This is a genomic window from Buttiauxella sp. AC038, from assembly GCF_979253565.1.
In genome coordinates this window covers 1,195,081-1,214,922 of record NZ_CEEDCQ010000001.1, presented here as the reverse complement: position 1 = coordinate 1,214,922, position 19,842 = coordinate 1,195,081, and the positions used below count along the sequence as shown (strand labels likewise).

Genomic DNA, 19,842 nt, shown 5'->3' with positions numbered 1-19,842 from the left:
CCCCCTCGGGTACTGACTAATTTTCGGGACCCAGAATCCCACTTTGCAAAGCCATCTCGGCTATGCGTAACCACTGTAGCAAAGTCGACTTTTTTCCTAATAACCTGCGCGGAAACAAAAAGCCATAAAAAGTGCATTCAGTAGTTTTTGCTACCACAACACAAACAAACAGCACATAATAACTGTATGTATAAACAGTATTATTTTCTTTTTCCAAGTATGCACAAAAACCATGTATCTATGCAAGGTTATTTATCTGGCTGATTTGAATAATCTTTTTGGCTACATTAGATCAAAATTTGATCGTTAGTGTTAACGAATGCCGAGCGGCAAATATGTCGAGGTTAACTGATTGAATGCCTGCGTTTCGTCACTTTATGTCACGCAATGACACTGGCAAGTGTCGACTTAAACGAAATCTAAACACCCACCAGCGAAGATTGCAGGTTGATAACTTGTTACTGTTCTGTGCTTATTGATTAATCAGTTTCATTGATCAATGTGATGCTATCGATCGGTAAAATCGATCATGATTGCGTGAATTGCAGGAATAAAAAACCCCGCCGCAGCGAGGTCCATTGAGTAGTTTAATTTTCAAATTTACTGATGCTTCATTTTTTCTAGCTCTGCCCTCATCGCTAATAATGAAATATTTAACTCACCAACTTTATCTTCGTCATATAGAGCCGAGTTTAACCAATGCTCAGATTTATCGAGACATCGTTTTGCCAATGGTTTGTCATACGGTGATACACCAGATGAAGCCAGATACCACGCCTCGAAAAGCCTATCCTCAACGTCCCGATCATGAGGTTCCTTGCGCTTTAGCTTGCTTGTGTAAGCGATAGTTGCTGAAAGGGCTGGAGTGAGGGCATCGATGGCCTTTAAGCGTCTCGCATAGTCAAAGCTTACCCATTTCATTACGCCTTCAGCCAAAAGAGTAAGAGTCTCTATCACTTAGCTTCCTCCGCTTTCTGATAAACAGGCGCGTTACCATTAGGAAGCTGCCTCGATATATCACGAAAGTGCGCCAATCGCTCAATAAAGTACTCCTTGAGGTGCTCAGGCTGGCCTCGCGCTACCATCTCCGCTACAACCGGCTGATTCATGCGTTCTTTGTAAGCAACGCCAGCCGCTGCCAAGTCTACGTTTACTTTTTCGCGCTCGTCTTCGCTCTTTGCTGCAATGTTGTAATTAATCATGGAGCCCTCATTATTGCAAAAGTTCGTGAGCCTAAGAACTTAAGGAAGGAAACCTTTTAGAATAGTATTTCTTTATGTCAGACAAATAAAAAGCTGGATATCATATGACTAACTCAACTTCAGGAGATATCGATGCTTACAGTTTACTGTGAAAAAATGAACCAAACGGGCTTAAGTGCTTCTGCGTTCGGGCTTATTGGCATACTTATAGGTGCAATAATTGGGTTGTTTACAGCGTACTTCACTCAACGCTGGCAGCATAAAAACGCACTTGATTTAGAGCGAAATCGCAACCAAATCAAACTATTCACGGATTTTGCTTTGAGTGATCTGCTTAAATTTATAGATGAGGAAATTGATTATATTCAACGCCTATATGCAAAAGAAATGGGGGTTGAAATGGAGGATGTTGATTATAGCGGCCTACACAGGCACCAATTAGCAAAGTATAAAGCTTTGATATCAATGTTTGATGACGCGAAATTAGAAAAGCAATTCGATGATTTATTGGAAGTCAGAGCTGAGTTTCTTTTGCAAGAAAACAAAAATGTACGTGAAAAACTATCCTATGACCCAACAGAGATAGTAGAAAATGCAGCAAAAGCTGCGGGGAAAATAAAAATAGCGCTTTTTCATCACTGCTCTATTAAATAAATTTTTCTTCTTATATATCAATGTAGTAACTGCGCGTGATTTCTTCACGCGCATACCTCGATTAGCTATCATTCTTAATGAAAATAATCCAATGAGTTTTGTCGTTCTTACCAGTGCGCTGCCCGATTATTGGTTTCTCTAGTGTAAGGGCCAAAATATGGCTCACCGGTATCTGGGTTTCGTTCCATTTGAAGATGAGCACACCGCGTGGCCACAACACTCTGAACGCCTCAGCGAACCCTGCACGTAAATCATCGCGCCATGTTTCTTTGTTCAATTTTCCGTACTTCTTGCCAATCCATGCGCTATCCCCAACACGCTCAAGGTGTGGTGGGTCGAACACAACGACCGGGAAAGAATCGTTGGCGAACGGTAGCGCGCGGAAGTCGGCAATCAGGTCAGGACGAATGACCAGGCGGCGACCGTCGCAAAGCGTATGTTCTTCGCTACGAATGTCGGTGAACACAGCCCTGTCATCATGCTTATCAAGCCAGAACATGCGGGAGCCGCAGCACATATCCAGAATTGAAGGCGTGGCTTCGTATGCTTGGTTAGTCATGGGTCACCTCCAATTCATCCCACTCAACCCAAGCATTCTCGCCATCAGCATCAATTTCTCCGCAATGACCGCACTTCATGCACGTAGCCTGGTCACCACTCCATAGAGTCCCGCCGCCATAGCCCTGAGTTGTAACCGCCGCCTCTGCATGCCCGCACTTGGGGCAATTATCTAGCCAGTTAATCATCAACGTTATTTTTGGTTTATTGCTCATTGCCAACCTCCACGCGCTTGAACTCAATTACCCATACCCATGGGTTAGACTGCCAGCCTTCTTCCCCATAGATGGATTCCCATAGACGCTGAAAAGCCACTTCCGCAGTAGCAAAATCTCCGTTTGGGGTTAAGTAAGTGCCGGGGTGTTCAGGAAGCAAGGTGCCTGCTGGGGTTACGCCCTCCGCTTTGGCATCCTCTTCACTGATAGCGTTCAGCCGCTCAACGCGCACATTGGTAATTTCCAGCAATATTCGGCTTGCCCAGCGTGGCATGTGAATTGACGGCGTCCAGTTTTGCGATGGTTGTTTGGTACATGTTCCTACCGGCACAGTACGGGTTGATTCAGTAAAGCTGTTGCGCTCGCTTGCCTTGTACATCAGGCGGGCGACATCGGTCGCACAGCCCATTACCCGGTAAGTTTCACGAACCCAGATGCGGTCACCAACTTTGCCAAAAGGATTATCATGGCGTGTTTCTGAAGAATCGAACCAACTACCCTCCTGGCATGACACCCCATCTTCATCAGGTTGTTTTTTAAAAACTCGCCTGGTCTGCGTCTTACTGCCGTTGAGAATCGCTCGCACCATCTCAGCGTTGAAAATCATTCCACGTTCACGCATTGTCAGCCTCCCTGCGCAGTTGCGCGGCGTGAGAAATTGAGTTATTTGCGTATGACTCAATCCAGTCGACCAATGAACCCATATCAGTCACTGCCGGATTATCGAGAATACTCTCGTATATTTCCTTAGCTTCGCTGGCTCGAATGTTTGCAATGGCTACGTCGGTGGCAGGGGTTTGCAGTTCCGTTCCTTCAACAAGCTCTAGCTTGCAATCGATCTCCCAGCTTTCGCAGACCCGATAGGTTCGATTAGGGAGTTTGGCCGCCACCTGGACAACTAACTCCTCGTTGTAATTAAGCTCGCACTCGCTGGCGATTTCCTCCGGGCTGTCATATGGCAATTCAGGATTATCAGCATCCCAGAACATCAGGTTCGACTTCAGCGATGCATTCTCAACCGCCAGGTTAACCGACCGCTTGTTTAGCTCGTCGGCCCGCACACGCTGCACAGCCAGTTCGGTAGCCAGCTCTTTCACCAGCTTTGCCGATTCGGCATCAAGCCCTTTCGCCAGTGCATAACCAGCTGTGACTAATTCCTGAGTTTTGGTATTCATGCGCGTGCTCCACTGCCGAAAATTTTATGTACCTGGTAGCCTTGCCAGTTCTGGCGGCATTCCTGGCAAACGATGTTGATGTATTTAACCGGCTTAGGCTTCGGCCTGTTGGCTCGCATCGATGCGTTATATGCCCTGCTGGCCGCTATTCGTTTCTGCCTAAGCTTCTCATCCAGATTTTCTGCGTAGGCTTCGTAATGTGCTGCATCAAGGAAGTACCCACGCTTTCCGTACTTATACAAATCACCTGCCTGTGAGGCTTGCGCGAGAAGTCGCTTCGTCACCCATTTCGAGGTGTTCAGCAAAGCTCTGATGTCACCGAACGTCAGCCGGTCACGCCCTGAAAGCATTGACCGGATGACTGCCAGTCGTTCGCTATAGGTTTCATCCTGTGGCATTGCATCTGTTGTTTTCATCAGACACCACCTTTCTGCTGCGTCTTACGCCTTTTGTATTCGTCCATCAGCAACTGCGCGGGTGTGGGGCCAGAAGCTTTTGCTGGCCCTGCAATTTGCCGTCTGACCGGGGGGATCTGCCTCCCTGCTGCAATCTGGTCTTCCCACCAGGAAAGCTTGAATGCGGCAAGTTTGTCCATTTCTGCTTGAGTGAGCCTTCGCTCCACCCCTTCACGTCTCATTTCGACACAGATGTGATACAGAACCGGATGCTTCCACGGGAACTGTTCGGATGAGTTATAGCGCCAGCATTCGCTTTTCCAGCGATTGTATTCAGCAGTGACATCGGCAACGTTAAGGCCAAAAACATTTGGTTTGCAGGCAGTGGCAATGGAAATAAATTCAGCGAGATCAGGCGGCCAAGAGTTTCCCGCAGCACAGCGATCAACGCAGCATTTGCAAACCTCAGCCAGATGGGTGTCCGTCATGGAACCAATCTGAGCCATCCAGGTCGCTCCCGGCGTCGTTCCGTTCTTGATCACCCAGCGGTTCGAATAAATTCCCACCATGGTTTCCCACAGCGTCCAGACCCTGTTGCTGCTCCCATTCGGCGCGGGCTTCTCTGACCTGTCGGAGCGCGGCAGACTCACCTGCGTCGTTGTTATTTCCTGCATGGTTACCCCCTGATTTTTGTTCAAGTTGATTAGTCCGCTTGCGCTCGTACAGCACGCTGTCAGCAAATTTTTGTTCCCATTGGGTCTGGGTAAATACTTTCCCCTCAGAAGCCCAGTAGTCGGTGAAGCTAGCCAGTTCATGTTCTGCAAATCCCGGAACTGGTCCGGTGAGAATGCGATTCCAGAGCGCAGCCCTCCGCTGGAAGTCAGGCGACGGATTCCAGCCCTCCCACATTGGGAATTTCCCGGATGGTTCTCCAGCACCTGGTGGTGCCTGATGGCGTTCCGCGATCTCGTCACTTTTGTCTTCTGCAAGACCCTCTGGTGGAATTTCATCCAGCCCCCAGAGAGAGGGGGTTTATCTTTTAGATCTTCTCTTCTCTTCTCTTCTCTGCGGTTACCCGTTACATCATTAGTAACGTTATTAGTAACGTTACTTTCTTGTTGTTTCTTACGGTCGCGGAACTCTTTCTGCCGCTGCGCATTTGTCTTCGCAGTAGCAGACCTTAAATTTCCTGATGTGTTGTATTCATTGAAGTTTGGCAGGATTACACAGTCATTCTCAGTGTCATGAATAACCCAGCCAACGGACGCCATCGCAGCGCCGAAACCGGGAACTCCTACAATGTCGTCGATGTCTGAAAGGTCTGCATTTTGGAAGACACCGTCACTCGTATGCTCATTTGCAGCAGCCCATACCGTTAGTAGTAGTGACACCGTTACGTTACGCGTTACGTTACGCGTTACGATTTGAGATAACGTCATGTCACGGTTAATGGAAAACATGCGTCCAACATCTGCGGAACGCTCCAGTATTCTGGCAATTCCATTTACCTTCGGACTGGTAACCAGTGAAGTCCGCATTTTTATCCATTCTCCGGCCATTGGTTTCCCCTGGTGCCTGGGTTGTTTTGATTAGTGCGCTTCACGTAGATCGCCCTCGCCATGCTTAGCGCTATGCCCAAAAACGATATCGACACAAAGCAGGACGCATTCCTGGCAGATGTTGACGCCGGGACCAGCAATCATTACGCCTTTAAGAACAGCGTTGGTGATTCCGCAAAACGTGCACTCATGAGTTGGTTGGTTGTTTACCGCAGTGTTAACTGACATAATTCCCTCGCGATTCCGTAGTGGTTATTGCACCTGAAAGTCGCTTCTGTTCCCGCAGAGCGGCTTTCGCCATTTTTGAACCTTTCATATCGCTCCAAGCATGTTCGTCACCATTTCCATCAAAGGTCCGGTCAGTGCCGGGTCAACACGAAACATCTCCACAATCCCCTCGCTCAGCTCCTTCAGCTTTTGATGAGTTGGCGCATCAAGCGCAACTGCCACCTTGGCCTCGCTGGTTTCTTTCTCCAGTCGTGCCAGGCGCATCATGATGTTGTCCGCAGGAACTAGTCGGCCGCGAAACTCCAGCGGCAGAACAGCAAGAATTGATGGTGTGAGCTTCTGGATGTTCTCCCGGTATTTCTCAGAGTTGAATTTGTTGTCCAGGTACCGGAATAGCTTCTGGCGCCCACGGCTAATATCATCGGGAAAATCAATTCCCTCACCACCGCTGGCATTCCATTGCTCAATAATCAGAGCTGAAACAACGTCCTGATTGTCGATTGCAGCTGCCCAGGAACGGACAGCGTCGCGGATCACTTCATGCTCATCATGCTGCTTTGGCTGATAGCGATTTATCATTGGCATGAGGTTCAGCTTGCTATCATCTTGAAACGTTAGTGTTTGCATGATTGGTCCTCGCCTAGACTTCATTCGCAGAGTTAGTTGCCTGTGGTGTAAATTCAGGCCAAATACGCATCCATTTATCTGGAATGCAGTCAGCGCGGGTTACCATGCCATTCGTATAACGCTCGATCTCTATTGCTCGCTCAGGCGAAATGGCTGAAGTTGACACTGCCATTTGAGACAAGTACGACATGGAAATACCCATCTTTTTAGATAGCCATTTGGCGTTACCGCGCTGCTGAGATAGGTAATCTTTGAGTTGCATATACTCTCCTTATAAGGTGTGAAATGAGTTTACTAATTACTAAACCTAATAGTCAAGTATTTGCTTGTTTAGATTTTACTAATCAAAATGCTCAAATGACTACTGCAGACATCAGAAGAAAGCGCCTAAAAGCATGGTTTGCTGATAGATCGCTTCCAGAAAAAGAAAAGAGCTATTTATCTCAGTTGATAAATGGCAAGAGTTCATTTGGGGAAAGAGCGGCTCGTAGGATAGAAAAAGACTATAATATGCCTGCCGGTTACTTGGATGTAGATACCGAACACCCAGATAAAGAAATAAACGACCTTGTCCTTACTGCTGATGAAGTAGAGCTTGTTTTGCACTTTCGTGGATTCCCAGACTCTGAGAAGAAAATAGTTCTGCTTGAGTTCGAAACCAAGTTCAACAAGTACAATCAACTATTTAAAGAACTCGCAGCCACTCGAAAATAGTTCTCGACTCAATACTGAACCGCCTTTATGGCGGTTTTTTTGTACCCTCAGCCTATCCAATCCAAATAAATACCCTTTCCATTTAATGGTTTAGTCATTACTTAACAAAAAATGTTTACTATTTACTTTACATGGCGGTTTAGTAATGAGTAAACTCTCTCCATCAACAACGCGCTGCGTTGCTCCGATAAACGTTCCGCCAGCCTGGCGATAAGGGCAAAGGGGATTGAGATGATTAGCTTATTTAAACAGGCAGCAAGCATTTTCCAGTTTCATCGCCGTCCGGTTGCACCGGTGGTTCACGTTCCAGCATACCCGGAGCTGGCTAAAGGTCAGGCTCGCCACTTCCGCGACAGCGTAACTATGGCGCCATGGCTGGTGTCATTCAACCGGGACTCGGGCATTTACTACTGCCAGCCAGTGGGTAATACGCGGTTGATTCGTCAGCCTTACATTTGCAACCAGCTGGATAAGCGTCTGGTTCCTGCAGGTACGGGGATTCACTGATGAGCACCCTATTCGCTTTAGTGCTGACATTAGGCATGACCAACGGTGATTTTCAGGATGTGGTGTTGGGAGTCTATGACAACCAGGCCCAGTGTGAGCAGGCAGCTATAGAGCAGAATGTTGTCGGTGATTGTTACCCGGTCGACGGTCTGATTCGCAATGATGAGCAGCCAGCAGTAACAACGAAGTTTTAGCGATATGGGAATTCCCATATCGGGCGTGTGAAACGCAAAAACCCGCGCAAGGCGGGCTCTACGTCCAGCGGTACCGGCAAAGTGCGCTGGAAATCTGTTTAACCAAAGTAACCACCCAATGGGCGCTTTCAATGGCTCGGGGATCTTACAACCTTTTGGAGCGTAAAAACAATGATGTTCGCCTATCTAATCAAAGCTCGGCCTAAAGCAGGTAAGCCAAATATGTTCACCTGGTTCGATTGCAAATCTGAATCTCGTGCCGATCGTGAAATCATGAACATCCTGGAAGATAACGACATTGAGACAGGACGCGGCGCTGATTACATGCTGCCGGTTCGAACTAACGTGCCAGTGTTCGATGATTTACCAGAAGAGCGCGTGCTGGATGCTTCATGGGGTGAGCGCTACGAGCTCGCAGATGACAGTAAGACTTGGCAGAAGATTGTTGCTGTTGTTGATGCAGCACCTGAATCTCCAGTCATTGCAGATGCCGCTACTCCCGAAATTATCGCAACCGAAGAAACTTCGTCGGTACCAGCTGCCACAGCTAATATCACCACTGCGGATAAAGACCTGGTTGTTGATGCTAATGACGGTGACCTCACTGAATACCCAGTGGCGGAAATGGCATTCGGCAGAAGACTGCTTTCTCAGCTTATCAGTACCGTTACCGCTCATCATATTAAGCACGCGCAGCGCGTTCAAATTATGGAGATGTCGCTAGATACCGATAACAGCTACGTCCAGAACCTGTTACTGGCAGCCAGAAACGCGCCAGGACTTGAAGACCTCAGCACCGCGCAACTGTGGAAATACACCTATGCCATCAAAACTGTATTCCCAATGGATAAGCGTCACGAACTGACCCGCGTCGTTCAATTCTCTAATTTATGGCTGACCACAGAACATATTGATCGCGGAATTCTGGTTCGTGAGTGGGCCGCAGGTAATTACATAACTTCAGTTCCACGTACGCCATCAGGTGCGACTGCTGGTGGCCTGAATAAGACCGATCGTTCTCCTGACCTTGAGCACACTCTTGATACGCTCGATATCGAAATTGCGGGCGCGCTTTTACCTATGGATTTCGATATCTACAACATCCCCGTCAGCATTTACCGCCGTGCTAAAGAGATGATTGCAGCCAAAGAATCTCCGTGGAAAGAATGGTCACGCAAGCTGCGTCACTGCCCTGGCATTCTCGATTATTCCCGCGCTGCTATCTTCGCTGTTGTACGGAGTGCTGCACCAAACATTCACATGATGCCAGGTACTCACCAGGCATGGATTAACGCGAAGTTAACTGAAACTGACCACGCCAATCCAAGCGCAGAAACACTGGCAATTGCTATGGGTTCGGCAGTATCAGGCACCACCATTGAAACCAGTAATAATGTGGCCTCCGAGCAAGCCAAACCTGATTTAGACAGCGCCTCAACTCAGCCTGAGGTAAAGCGCATTAGCGCAACTGTATTTTCAATTGAAGGCCTGATGGGTTCCCCAAAAAATGATAACCCGGTCATCAATACCCCATCAAATGAAGTCGAGAAACAAGAAAAACAACCTATGGAGACCGTAATCAATGAGCCGGTGGAAGCGACTAACGGTAACGAAATCGCGAGTGGTGTTGAGATTTCAGCAGGCGAAAGTATTGCTGCAGATGGTGAAGAAGTCATTGCCATAGAGCAGCCAGCTGCTGAGTTCCCTGCTTACTTTGAGCCAGGCCGCTATGAAGGTTTGCCAAACGAGGTTTATCACGGTGCCAACGGTATCAGCAGTACTCAGGTGAAAGATGCGCGTGTGAGCCTGATGTATTTCCACGGCCGACATATTGCCAAAACCATTGGCCGCGAAACCAGCGAAGCATTCACGTTCGGCACTCTCGTGCACGCACTGGCTCTTGAACCTGAAACGCTGGAAACAGACTTTGCTGTTTTCCCTGGCATTCCAGATGGTGCGTTTACCAATACTGATTCGTTAAAAGCCTTCATTCGTGAATACAACGAAGGAAAAGACAAATCAGAACAGCTGAAACTGACCGGTACTAAAGATGTTCTGTCTTCAGCCATCCGGACGGTTAAGCCTGATGCCATCTTTGCTGAAGAATTCGAACAGCAATGGAATGAAGCCAACCAGGACAAAATCATACTGAGCGAACGCCAGCTGTCCCATGCGAAAGCAATTCAGCAGGCGCTGTTCAACCACCCTTCTGCTGGTCAGCTACTGCAGCATCCTAACCGCGCCAACGAAGTCAGTTATTTCGGTATGGATGAGGAAACAGGCTTAGAGGTTCGCGTTCGTCCTGACCTGGAAATTGATATGTCCAGTGTTCGCATCGGCGTAGATCTCAAAACCATTAGCCTGGGAAAAGTGAAGCAGGACTTCCTTCGCGCAAAACTGCATCGCGAAATCATTGAGCGTGATTACCACCTGAGCGCCGCGATGTACTGCGATGTTGCCGACTTCAACCAGTTCTTCTGGATATTTGTGAATAAGGACGAGGGTTACCACTGGGTTGCCATCATCGAAGCATCTGAAGAATTACTGGAGCTGGGACGACTGGAATACCGGAAAGCTATAAATGCAATTAGCAACGCTCTGGACACCAATGTGTGGCCAGCACCGATTGCAGAAGACTACACCGACGAACTGAACGATTTTGACCTGCGCCGTCTTGAATCACTGCGCCTGGCATAAGGGGAAATGAACATGCAAAACACCAATATCGTAACGGCTGAACAGCAGGCTCCAAATACCATTTCTGCCAGCAACGCAATTTTTAACGTTCAGGCGCTCGGGCAGTTAACCGCATTTGCGAATCTCATGGCTGATTCACAGGTAACAGTCCCTGCGCATCTGGCAGGTAAACCAGCTGATTGTATGGCTATCGTTATGCAAGCCATGCAATGGGGGATGAATCCTTACGCCGTGGCTCAAAAGACACACCTTGTAAATGGAGTGCTGGGGTATGAAGCGCAGCTGGTAAATGCGGTCATTGCCAGTTCAAACGCCATTCAGGGGCGTTTCCATTACCGTTACGGCGGTGAATGGGAGCGCTGCACCACGACCAAAGAAGTTACGCGTGAAAAGACCGGTAAAAATGGTAAATACACAGTCACAGAGCGCGTTCGCGGTTGGAGTGATGAAGACGAGTTGGGTTTATATGTCCAGGTGGGAGCGATCCTTCGCGGAGAGAGTGAGGTTACCTGGGGTGAACCAGTTTATCTTTCAGGTGTTGTGACGCGTAACTCCCCGTTGTGGGTATCCAACCCTAAGCAACAGATCGCTTACTTGGGCGTTAAGTACTGGGCTCGCCTGTACTGCCCTGAGGTCATTCTTGGTGTTTACAGCCCGGAAGATATGGAGCAAAAGCCAGAACGTGAAATTAATCCAGCACCAGCTCAGCGTGTAAGCCTGAAAGAGATTGCCAGCGACTCAGTGGCCACAACCACCAGCGCGCAGGAATCCACAGCAAACATCAATGTCCTGGCCGATGAGTTCCGCGATCGCATTGAAGCTGTTCAGGATGTCGATGCGGCTAAAGCAATTCGTATCGATGTTGAGTCTGCAAAACCTACCCTGGGCAATGCTATCTACACAGAACTGAAAAACAAAGCCGTGGCACGTTATCACCGCGTGGACCATAAGAACCGCATTGAAGCTGCAATTAACTCGCTTCCAAATCCGGGGGAACCTGACGCAGCAGAACGCTTTAAGGATGTTGAGCGAGCTCTTAATTCAGCTAAACGCCACTTAGGTGACGAACTGCACGATCAGTTCACCATCACTCTCGCTGATATGAAACCAGAATACGTTGGCTAACGACTGCCGGGAGGTTACCCCTCCCGCTCAAGGAGTAATTAATGGACATCATTGATAACGCGAGCGAACTGGAAGAGCTGCATCGTAACGCTGCATTGAGTCGTGCCAGATTGAATGAGCACGCCATATCAGCGACTCATTGCCGTGAATGTGATGAAGAGTTGCTGGAGGCTCGCCGGATAGCGATTCCTGGTTGCCAGCTCTGCGCGAGCTGCAAGGGAGTTGAAGAGTTGCAGGCAAAACAAAGGAACGGAAAACGTGGTTAAGCCCGACTGGGGAAAGGTGCCTGACCGGTTCATCTGGTGGGCAATTGATGCTGATGGCCGCGCATGCTTCTTTACGGCAAAACCTGCAATCAACGAAATCTACTCAATCTGGTACCGCACTTTTGCCAGCAAAACATTTGATCAGATGGTTCGTGGTGAAGACTGGAAAGCATCATTACAGCAACGCCCGGCAGTTTGATTTCGAATTATCAATTTAATACGGCCCCACAGGGGGCCAAAGTGAGGACGCTATGACTGATAATGAGAGCTGGATGGACACGAAGCGCGTTTGCGATTTCCTGTGTATCTCAACGCGCACGCTGGCCCGTTACCGAAACAAATCGGAAAACCCATTCCCTGAGCCTGATTACTCATGCATGGGAGCTTCAAATCGTTGGAAGCGTGCGCAAGTAGTTGCATGGCAGACGGCTGAACAATCCTTGCCAAAGCGTAAGCCTCTCGAGCACATTCATCGTGAACGCGATATCAAAGGGCGCGTTACATCGCTTCGCGCGGTTTGAACTCAATAACGTCAGGCTCAACGATGCTCATGAGCCTGGCCCACCACTTCCCGTACGCTTCCCGCATTTCGTTTATATAATTGTGCTTGTCATATACAGCCCATACGCCAGGTAATTTGTGGCCAAGCATGATTTCGGCAATATGCGGTTCCGTCAGCTCTGAAAAGTTTGTACGAGCAGTCCTGCGAAGATCATGAATAGAAAAATGAGGCACGTTCTCGCTGTAAGCCTTTAGCATAAACACTCGCAAATTATTGCTGATGCTCAGGTGAAAGGTCTCTGTCATTGGCTTATCACCATAACGTGAGAAAACAAACTTGCCTGGCTGTTCCGGTTTGTCTGGTGCGCATGGCGTTAGTTCCATAGCTCTGCTAATGAGCGGAACTATCTCTGGAAGTATTGGACGGATGAGAGGCTTCTTCGTTTTACGTCCGGTTTTATGGTTCTCTGGCGGTACCGTCCATATCCCATCCTCAAAGTTGAAATGCGAGCGTTCTGCCAGGCGAAGCTCGGCAATACGGCATCCCCATAACAGGCTCAACTTCACGATGATCTTATTCCGCTCCATCAGGCGAGAATCTTCCACAGCGCGCCAAACCAGCGCTATCTCATGACGTGAAAGAGTTCGCTCTCCGATCTTCTTCTCAATGCCAAAATCCTGCCCGGATAATTCAGAGAGAGGATTTTTCTCAAGCACTTGTCGTTTAACTGCCCACGAATAGCATTGCTTCCCATTACTGATAACCCTGCGGGTAATTTCGCTATAACCTTCTGCCAGGCGATCCAGAACTGTTAGCCAGTTATGCAGAGTCAAATCCTCCGCTGGGTACTTTCCGATTTTTGGGAAGACGTGTAGTTCAAACGTTCGCAAGATTTGATCTGAAGTCTTTTTCTGAATGCACACAATGCCGTGCCATTCGCGAAACAGTTCTTCGAATGAATATCGAGAGTTAACTTTGGTTTTGTTCAAACTCTGGCGAATGCGCGGGTTCTCGCCACGGGCAAGAACGGCGGCCCATTTCTCAACTTCTTCTCGCGCAGCTTTAAGGCCAAACGATGGATAGTTGCCGATAGTCATCTTGTCCTGTTTACCCAGGAACCGGTAGCGATAGAAGAACGTCACCGCGCCTTTTTTACTGACACGAACCCACAGCCCATCACGGTCTGCTTTCTCTTCTACTTTATCCCGATCCTTGCCGAGACAAGCCTTTAGATAACTATCTGAAATTGCCATACAAAAACCCCGCTCGTGTCCACGGTGGACACGCTCTGATGTGTCCATCATAGAATATGGACACAGCGGTGGACACAAAAATGTTGGCTTATCGTGTCTTAGGTTCGCAAATGAATGTGAGGGAATTGGTTGGAAGGTGCTGCTATGGCTGGAATTTTACGAGGAATTTGACTGAGGGTGGCAGATGGTGACTTAGTGGCAATTATCGATGTGGGCAATAATAGAAAAGTTACGTATATTCTTCATAGTTAGAGGTTTTATGCCTTACAAATCCGGGAAAGCTCGGCGCAATGCGCTGTACAGAGCATGATGTCAATGGCTGTCTTTTGCCTGAAACGCCGCATTCTACACTACAACGAGAAAGCGAGGAAACAGGTCATCATGCAAGCGTAGCTGAGTGATGAAAAGCCGGTGGAATGTGTGTCAAATAGATAGTGGGCAGAAGAGGCTTCACCGATTGTCCGCAGAAGTAACAGTTTCGACTCTCAATGCATCAGGCGGCAGAGCAACGCTTAAAATAACAGGCTGCCAGGTTTCACGACGACTGAGCTTCAAAGAGAAGCCGCGCGCGATAAGAAAACCACCAACCCCACCCAGCAACGCACCACAAATCGCCGCAAGGTTTGTCCCAAACAGCGCCTGGAAAAGGGCTGATACCAGAAATAAACCGACTAACGGTGACATATAAACCAGCAATGCTGAGCCGATCAGACTGCCTTCCGTAATACCCAACTCGACTTTTTGACCCACCACCAGCGGTGTATCGCAAGCAACCGATAAAGTGTGGCTGGTCTGTGGGCCGAGTTTATTGAGTATGCGACTGCCACAGCCTGCGCGGGAAGCGCAGCTGTTGCAGGAGGTTTTCACGTCGCAGCTAAGTTGCGCTTCACCATTATGCCAGGAGACAACGGTCGCCCACTCTTTGATCATTGCGCAGCCTTGAATTTTATACTGTCAGCAATACGTTTTGCAGTTTGCGGAGGCAATTCACCCACAATGGTGATCTCAGTTTTGTCACGAACCTCAGAACTGACCGTACGGCGCCCCGTGCGTAATAGCTGATCGGTACTATTACTTACAGCGCGGCTAATGTTTACCGAGAAGCTAAACAAGCCATCAGAATAGAGACGTGATTCAATCGGGACATCAACAGTTGGCAATGGACGACGGCTGCTGGATACCTCGCTAAAACCTTGTGGCAACCAAGTCGGTGCCCAGGAGAAATTCACTTTCTCAGCACCTGGAACCGATAGCAAAGGCGGTAAATTTGCCTTTGCCAGAGTTTGCATCATGGTATTTGCTTCTTTGCTAACGTTGAAAGAAATAACGCGGAATTGTTCCAACGTTTCGCCATCACGATCCAGCAAATCAACGCGCAGTGGTAATTTGGTTTCAGAGTCCATCCACACCATGTAGCTGTAACGCGTACCGTCTCGTGCCACAACACGAATGACTTCACACAGGCGATCGGCTATACGCGTACGACCAACAGAGATGAAGTCGTAATAAGGGGTAAGACGTTTGAAATCGGTGTAGACGATTGATGGGAGCGAATCAACGATGTAATCCCCAGTGAGCGTAAACGGCTCAAGTCCTGGTTCAAAATAGCTGATTTCACTGCCACGCTGGACAACCTCACGACGTGGGCCATCCATCTGAAGCAATTGTGCAAGTGGACGATTATCAAGCCTTGCATGGCGATAGCGTAAAGACTCTATCCCCTGCTTATTAATGCTGATAAATGCCAACTCATAATTGAGTGACTGACTTGCCTGGTTCATCTGCTGCAACAATGCCCCGGACGAAACAGTGTCCGCCGAGGCATTTGAGGTGAACAACAGGCTGCTTGTCATAAGAGACAGGGCATACCAAAGTTGCTTCATTACTGCGATTGAGTTCCTAAAGTTTGGTTTCCTGGCACTTGTACCGCAGCTTGCTGGGTTTGTGCCTGTTCAAACTGGAGTTGCTCGGCGTGTAAACGACGCTGCAATTCGTAATCTTGCAACATAGCATTGATACGTCGACGCTGTTCCTGTACCTGCTGCTGACCTGTGCTGGCTGTGCTGTCAGACGGCACACCCAAACTTACCGGACTTGCTTTACCCATCATTGGCAAAGTGTTAAACACCGGAGCCTCGGGCTGAGCAGGGTTGTCAGACTGGCCATTATAGTGCTGCACCCCGACGATTACCGCAAGCGATACGCATGCTGCAACGCCCATTTGGGTGAGTTGGCTTGCCCACGGACGAACCTTATTCCAGAATGACATTTTCTGCCATTGCTGAGGTTCGGGCTGCTGTTCAGTAATGAGTGGCGTGACATTACGCACTGGCTCATTTTCAATTGCGGCCATGACGTTGGCTGCAATATCAAAATGAAGTAATTCACTGGTATCGCCGCGCATAGTATCGCGGATTAGGTGGTAGCTCTCCCAGCTGTTCTGCAATGTTTTGTCTTTCGACAAAGTACCGAGCAGTTCGCTATCCAGAGTTTCCCCATCCATTAAAGCGGAAAGCTGTTCTTTCTGCATGCCTAATTACCCTTCCAGTAACCCGCTATCGTCAACGCCTGATAAGCGGTTGAACTTTATTATCAATAGCTTCCCGTGCACGGAAAATACGAGAACGTACAGTCCCTACTGGGCAATCCATGATGACGGCTATTTCTTCATAGCTCAAACCATCCAACTCCCGCAACGTAATTGCCATGCGTAAATCTTCCGGGAGTGACTCAATAGTACGGAAAACTATTTGTCTCAGTTCTTCAGACAACATTAAGTTCTCAGGGTTCGAAATTTCTTTCAATGCGCTGCCACTTTCGTAGTTTTCCGCATCAATTGCGTCCACATCGCTAGATGGAGGACGACGTCCCTGAGCAACCAGATAATTTTTTGCCGTGTTGACCGCTATTCGGTACAACCATGTATAAAACGCGCTATCGCCGCGGAATGAATCCAGCGCACGATAAGCTTTAATGAAAGACTCCTGCACCACATCAGGAACATCTCCTGAAGGCACATAGCGGGAAACCAGACTCGCCACTTTATGCTGATAACGAATTACCAGTAAATTGAATGACTTCTGATCTCCCTTCTGGACCCGTTCGACGAGGACTTGATCCGTTAACTGCTCGCTCATCCGAGGTAATGTCTCCCCAAACCTATTTCCACGCGTAATTGAAAAGCCACCCGAACTCTGCATATTTGAGCAAGTTCACGGTTGGAGCGCTCGATTTGAGCAAAGTTCCGTTACGCCTTTGTTTTCCTGATCTGTTCCACGAATTATCTCTTCTTGATTATAAGTTTCGTGGCACAAACCGTAACACCTTTTTTATCCTAAAAGGCGATCGCTAAACTGCTTGCAGAGTATCGCATGAATCATGATTTTTCATCAGAAAATCTGCCACTAACATCGGACCTGTAACAAATATGGCTTATCCAGCACATAATTCAGATGAAACTGAGATCTTCAGCTCTTTTGTTTAGTTCATATAACACTGAATTAAAAAAAGCGTGTTAGAGCCCACATCGGGTGATATGCTGGCCCAACCTTTGTTTAGTAAATTAAACACGATGAACGCAAATTCCGAACTAGCTTGTGATGTATTAATCGTCGGTAGCGGAGCTGCTGGCCTCTCTCTTGCTTTACGGCTTGCCGAAAACAGCAAAGTTATTGTTCTGAGTAAGGGCCCAATCAATGAAGGCTCAACATTCTATGCTCAGGGCGGTATTGCCGCCGTGTTTGATGAAACGGACAGCATCGATTCACATGTTGAAGATACGCTTATTGCCGGAGCCGGGATTTGCGACCGGGATGCGGTAGAGTTTGTCGCCAGCAATGCACGCCATTGCGTGCAATGGTTAATCGACCAGGGTGTATTGTTTGATACCGAAATTCAGGCAAATGGTGCGGAAAGTTATCATTTGACCCGCGAAGGTGGACACAGCCATCGCCGAATTCTCCATGCCGCTGATGCAACGGGTAAAGAAGTTGAAACCACACTCGTCGGCAAGGCACTGAGCCACCCTAATATTCGCGTCATTGAACGTAGCAATGCAGTCGATCTTATTGTCTCGGACAAAATTGGCCTGCCGGGCACGCGTCGCGTTGTCGGTGCCTGGATTTGGAACCGCAACCGCGAAAAAGTAGAAACTTGCCGTGCAAAAGCGGTCGTTTTAGCTACCGGTGGCGCATCAAAGGTTTATCAGTACACCACAAACCCGGACATCTCTTCTGGCGACGGTATAGCCATGGCCTGGCGTGCGGGTTGCCGTGTCGCCAACCTGGAATTTAATCAGTTCCACCCTACCGCTCTCTTCCATCCGCAAGCGCGCAATTTCCTGCTGACCGAAGCATTGCGCGGTGAAGGTGCCTATCTCAAGCGCCCGGACGGCTCGCGCTTTATGCCTGATTTTGACGAGCGTGGTGAACTAGCGCCGCGAGATATCGTGGCACGCGCCATCGATCATGAAATGAAACGCCTGGGTGCAGATTGCATGTACCTGGATATCAGCCACAAACCGGAAGAGTTTGTGCGCCACCATTTCCCGACTATCTATGAAAAGCTGATGGGACTGGGTATCGATATCACCAAAGAACCGGTACCTGTCGTTCCTGCTGCGCACTACACCTGCGGTGGCGTGATGGTCGATGAGAATGGGCGTACTGATGTTGACGGGCTTTATGCTATCGGCGAAGTGACTTATACCGGCCTGCATGGCGCAAACCGTATGGCATCAAATTCACTGCTCGAATGCCTGGTTTATGGCTGGTCAGCGGCAGAGGATATTATCAAGCGTATGCCATACGCCCGCATTTCCAGGTCATTACCCGACTGGGATGATAGCCGCGTCGATAACCCAGATGAGCAAGTTGTTATTCAGCATAACTGGCATGAGCTGCGTTTATTTATGTGGGATTACGTCGGTATTGTGCGATCGACGCGCCGCCTGGAACGCGCATTGCGCCGTATCACCATGTTGCAGCAAGAAATCGACGAGTACTACGCCAACTTCCGTGTCTCGAACAATTTGCTGGAACTGCGCAACCTGGTGCAGGTTGCAGAGTTGATTGTGCGCTGCGCCATGATGCGGAAAGAAAGCCGGGGTCTGCACTACACGCTGGACTACCCGGATTTAGCCGAAAACTCCGGGCCAAGCATTCTCTCGCCGCTCTACATAAATAAGTAGAAATCCTGGGTCAGGCTGCAGTAGCCTTCTGAATACTGCTGGTCTGGCCCACGAATCGTTAATCGATCGGTATAATATTCACCGTCTGTCGGTGACAGCGCCAGCATGACACGATGCGGCAAGCGCGTTTCGTTATCAGCAACGTCGGTACGATAACGAACATGCCATCCCTGCTTTTTAGCCAGTTCAGTAAACGCCGTTCCCGCCGTTTCAGGCATGATCACACAGAAAAAACCGTCTTCCGTAATTAACTGCGTTGCGCTGTTTAACAACGCGCTATGATCCAATGTCGTGGTGTAGCGCGCCTGTGCACGTTCTGCCGATGCACAATTGCTGCCCTGTTCAAAGAATGGCGGATTACTGACAATCAGCGAATACCGCTGTGTTGCCTGCTCAGCCCATTCGCGGATATCTGCACAATGCACTGTTATGCGCGGGGCCCACTGGCAACCTTTGGCATTTTCCGCAGCTTGCTCAGCGGCAACGGGATCAAGTTCCACAGCATCGATCGTGACATTATCCGGAGTGCGTTGCGCGAGCATCAGCGCCAACAAACCACTACCTGTGCCGATGTCCAATACGCTAGTCACGTTTGCCACAGGCACCCAAGCGCCAAGCAGTGTGCCATCTGTACCGACTTTCATTGCGCATCGATCGTGCGCGACAAAGAACTGTTTAAAGGTGAATCCATCACGACGCAATACTGCTTTTTGACTGCACATCTTAGCTACCCTATAGAGAAACGGGTGTAGCATAGGGGAAACTCGCTGCCAGGAAAAGCGT

28 protein-coding genes and 1 pseudogene are annotated in these 19,842 nt (G+C 48.7%); 10 read left to right on the top strand and 19 right to left on the bottom strand.

Going from position 1 to position 19,842, the window contains the following annotated elements:
• Window positions 1–600: 600 nt before the first annotated feature.
• Together AC0IXI_RS05775 and AC0IXI_RS05770 are read right to left on the bottom strand one after the other, a co-directional pair.
• Window positions 601–957 (bottom strand): hypothetical protein, encoded by a 357-nt coding sequence (locus AC0IXI_RS05775; protein ID WP_471682057.1) that lies wholly within the window; start codon window positions 955–957, stop codon window positions 601–603.
• The gene (locus AC0IXI_RS05770) at window positions 954–1,202 is read right to left on the bottom strand and encodes a DNA polymerase III subunit theta (protein WP_471682056.1); all 249 of its coding nucleotides are present in this window, start codon (window positions 1,200–1,202) and stop codon (window positions 954–956) included. The genes AC0IXI_RS05775 and AC0IXI_RS05770 overlap by 4 nt, the downstream gene beginning before the upstream one ends.
• A gap of 132 nt (window positions 1,203–1,334) precedes the next feature.
• Between AC0IXI_RS05770 and AC0IXI_RS05765 the strand changes: the two genes are divergently transcribed.
• Window positions 1,335–1,856, top strand: coding sequence for a hypothetical protein (locus tag AC0IXI_RS05765; protein WP_471682055.1), 522 nt, complete (start codon window positions 1,335–1,337; stop codon window positions 1,854–1,856).
• Between the two features lie 61 nt (window positions 1,857–1,917).
• Here the strand turns inward: AC0IXI_RS05765 and AC0IXI_RS05760 are convergent, their stop codons facing one another.
• The 10 genes from AC0IXI_RS05760 to AC0IXI_RS05715 form a co-directional block, all read right to left on the bottom strand.
• Window positions 1,918–2,415: a class I SAM-dependent methyltransferase gene (locus tag AC0IXI_RS05760; RefSeq protein ID WP_471682054.1), complete on the bottom strand. Its 498-nt coding sequence runs from the start codon at window positions 2,413–2,415 to the stop codon at window positions 1,918–1,920.
• The gene (locus AC0IXI_RS05755; protein ID WP_471682053.1) at window positions 2,408–2,629 is read right to left on the bottom strand and encodes a hypothetical protein; all 222 of its coding nucleotides are present in this window, start codon (window positions 2,627–2,629) and stop codon (window positions 2,408–2,410) included. The genes AC0IXI_RS05760 and AC0IXI_RS05755 overlap by 8 nt, the downstream gene beginning before the upstream one ends.
• Entirely contained in the window at window positions 2,619–3,251 is a 633-nt protein-coding gene (locus tag AC0IXI_RS05750) for a hypothetical protein (protein ID WP_424222446.1), read from the bottom strand. The genes AC0IXI_RS05755 and AC0IXI_RS05750 overlap by 11 nt, the downstream gene beginning before the upstream one ends.
• Window positions 3,244–3,804, bottom strand: coding sequence for a hypothetical protein (locus tag AC0IXI_RS05745; protein WP_471682052.1), 561 nt, complete (start codon window positions 3,802–3,804; stop codon window positions 3,244–3,246). The genes AC0IXI_RS05750 and AC0IXI_RS05745 overlap by 8 nt, the downstream gene beginning before the upstream one ends.
• Window positions 3,801–4,220, bottom strand: a complete 420-nt coding sequence (locus tag AC0IXI_RS05740) for a DUF977 family protein (RefSeq protein WP_471682051.1) — start codon at window positions 4,218–4,220, stop codon at window positions 3,801–3,803. Before AC0IXI_RS05740 ends, AC0IXI_RS05745 begins: the two co-directional genes overlap by 4 nt.
• Entirely contained in the window at window positions 4,220–4,687 is a 468-nt protein-coding gene (locus AC0IXI_RS05735; protein WP_471683203.1) for a replication protein P, read from the bottom strand. The genes AC0IXI_RS05740 and AC0IXI_RS05735 overlap by 1 nt, the downstream gene beginning before the upstream one ends.
• Window positions 4,665–5,108 (bottom strand): DnaT-like ssDNA-binding domain-containing protein, encoded by a 444-nt coding sequence (locus AC0IXI_RS05730; RefSeq protein ID WP_471682050.1) that lies wholly within the window; start codon window positions 5,106–5,108, stop codon window positions 4,665–4,667. Before AC0IXI_RS05730 ends, AC0IXI_RS05735 begins: the two co-directional genes overlap by 23 nt.
• A 680-nt stretch (window positions 5,109–5,788) precedes the next feature.
• The gene (locus tag AC0IXI_RS05725; protein WP_424222451.1) at window positions 5,789–5,986 is read right to left on the bottom strand and encodes a ClpX C4-type zinc finger protein; all 198 of its coding nucleotides are present in this window, start codon (window positions 5,984–5,986) and stop codon (window positions 5,789–5,791) included.
• Window positions 5,987–6,070: 84 nt separating this feature from the next.
• Entirely contained in the window at window positions 6,071–6,613 is a 543-nt protein-coding gene (locus AC0IXI_RS05720; RefSeq protein ID WP_424222452.1) for a toxin YdaT domain-containing protein, read from the bottom strand.
• A 13-nt stretch (window positions 6,614–6,626) separates the two neighbouring features.
• Window positions 6,627–6,875: a transcriptional regulator gene (locus AC0IXI_RS05715; RefSeq protein ID WP_424222453.1), complete on the bottom strand. Its 249-nt coding sequence runs from the start codon at window positions 6,873–6,875 to the stop codon at window positions 6,627–6,629.
• A gap of 23 nt (window positions 6,876–6,898) precedes the next feature.
• Between AC0IXI_RS05715 and AC0IXI_RS05710 the strand changes: the two genes are divergently transcribed.
• The 8 genes and pseudogenes from AC0IXI_RS05710 to xis all read left to right on the top strand — a co-directional run bounded on the left by AC0IXI_RS05710 (window position 6,899) and on the right by xis (window position 12,637).
• Window positions 6,899–7,327, top strand: coding sequence for a hypothetical protein (locus AC0IXI_RS05710; RefSeq protein ID WP_424222454.1), 429 nt, complete (start codon window positions 6,899–6,901; stop codon window positions 7,325–7,327).
• A gap of 231 nt (window positions 7,328–7,558) precedes the next feature.
• A complete protein-coding gene (locus AC0IXI_RS05705; protein WP_471682049.1) occupies window positions 7,559–7,834 on the top strand; it encodes a hypothetical protein in 276 nt (91 codons plus the stop codon).
• A complete protein-coding gene (locus tag AC0IXI_RS05700; RefSeq protein ID WP_134186846.1) occupies window positions 7,834–8,028 on the top strand; it encodes a DUF1482 family protein in 195 nt (64 codons plus the stop codon). Before AC0IXI_RS05705 ends, AC0IXI_RS05700 begins: the two co-directional genes overlap by 1 nt.
• A gap of 222 nt (window positions 8,029–8,250) precedes the next feature.
• The gene (locus AC0IXI_RS05695; protein WP_471682048.1) at window positions 8,251–10,725 is read left to right on the top strand and encodes a PD-(D/E)XK nuclease-like domain-containing protein; all 2,475 of its coding nucleotides are present in this window, start codon (window positions 8,251–8,253) and stop codon (window positions 10,723–10,725) included.
• Window positions 10,688–11,850, top strand: a pseudogene (locus AC0IXI_RS05690) (RecT family recombinase). The gene AC0IXI_RS05695 and the pseudogene AC0IXI_RS05690 overlap by 38 nt, the downstream one beginning before the upstream one ends.
• Window positions 11,851–11,891: 41 nt before the next feature.
• The gene (locus AC0IXI_RS05685; protein WP_471682047.1) at window positions 11,892–12,116 is read left to right on the top strand and encodes a TraR/DksA family transcriptional regulator; all 225 of its coding nucleotides are present in this window, start codon (window positions 11,892–11,894) and stop codon (window positions 12,114–12,116) included.
• On the top strand, window positions 12,109–12,315 hold the full coding sequence (locus tag AC0IXI_RS05680; protein WP_471682046.1) for a hypothetical protein: 207 nt from the start codon (window positions 12,109–12,111) through the stop codon (window positions 12,313–12,315). Before AC0IXI_RS05685 ends, AC0IXI_RS05680 begins: the two co-directional genes overlap by 8 nt.
• 52 nt (window positions 12,316–12,367) lie before the next feature.
• Window positions 12,368–12,637 carry an excisionase Xis gene (gene xis / locus AC0IXI_RS05675; RefSeq protein ID WP_232905093.1) on the top strand — a complete coding sequence of 90 codons (270 nt, stop codon included), beginning with the start codon at window positions 12,368–12,370 and terminating at the stop codon, window positions 12,635–12,637.
• Here xis and AC0IXI_RS05670 read toward each other — a convergent pair.
• The 6 genes from AC0IXI_RS05670 to AC0IXI_RS05645 all read right to left on the bottom strand — a co-directional run bounded on the left by AC0IXI_RS05670 (window position 12,615) and on the right by AC0IXI_RS05645 (window position 17,087).
• Window positions 12,615–13,871: a tyrosine-type recombinase/integrase gene (locus AC0IXI_RS05670; RefSeq protein WP_471682045.1), complete on the bottom strand. Its 1,257-nt coding sequence runs from the start codon at window positions 13,869–13,871 to the stop codon at window positions 12,615–12,617. The two genes, xis and AC0IXI_RS05670, sit on opposite strands and share 23 nt — an antisense overlap.
• A 450-nt stretch (window positions 13,872–14,321) precedes the next feature.
• The gene (gene rseC, locus AC0IXI_RS05665; RefSeq protein ID WP_064513126.1) at window positions 14,322–14,801 is read right to left on the bottom strand and encodes a SoxR-reducing system protein RseC; all 480 of its coding nucleotides are present in this window, start codon (window positions 14,799–14,801) and stop codon (window positions 14,322–14,324) included.
• A complete protein-coding gene (gene rseB / locus AC0IXI_RS05660; RefSeq protein ID WP_064513128.1) occupies window positions 14,798–15,754 on the bottom strand; it encodes a sigma-E factor regulatory protein RseB in 957 nt (318 codons plus the stop codon). The genes rseC and rseB overlap by 4 nt, the downstream gene beginning before the upstream one ends.
• A complete protein-coding gene (gene rseA, locus AC0IXI_RS05655; RefSeq protein ID WP_064513130.1) occupies window positions 15,754–16,401 on the bottom strand; it encodes an anti-sigma-E factor RseA in 648 nt (215 codons plus the stop codon). The genes rseB and rseA overlap by 1 nt, the downstream gene beginning before the upstream one ends.
• A 31-nt stretch (window positions 16,402–16,432) precedes the next feature.
• A complete protein-coding gene (rpoE, locus tag AC0IXI_RS05650) occupies window positions 16,433–17,008 on the bottom strand; it encodes an RNA polymerase sigma factor RpoE (RefSeq protein WP_034459318.1) in 576 nt (191 codons plus the stop codon).
• 22 nt (window positions 17,009–17,030) lie between these two features.
• Window positions 17,031–17,087: a hypothetical protein gene (locus AC0IXI_RS05645; RefSeq protein WP_413498769.1), complete on the bottom strand. Its 57-nt coding sequence runs from the start codon at window positions 17,085–17,087 to the stop codon at window positions 17,031–17,033.
• Window positions 17,088–17,442: 355 nt separating this feature from the next.
• On the opposite strand from AC0IXI_RS05645, the gene nadB reads away from it, so the two are divergent.
• Window positions 17,443–19,059, top strand: coding sequence for an L-aspartate oxidase (gene nadB, locus AC0IXI_RS05640; protein WP_064560399.1), 1,617 nt, complete (start codon window positions 17,443–17,445; stop codon window positions 19,057–19,059).
• Here nadB and trmN read toward each other — a convergent pair.
• Complete coding sequence (trmN, locus tag AC0IXI_RS05635) at window positions 19,044–19,781, bottom strand: tRNA(1)(Val) (adenine(37)-N(6))-methyltransferase TrmN (protein WP_064560373.1); 738 nt, start codon at window positions 19,779–19,781, stop codon at window positions 19,044–19,046. The two genes, nadB and trmN, sit on opposite strands and share 16 nt — an antisense overlap.
• Window positions 19,782–19,842: the final 61 nt, after the last annotated feature.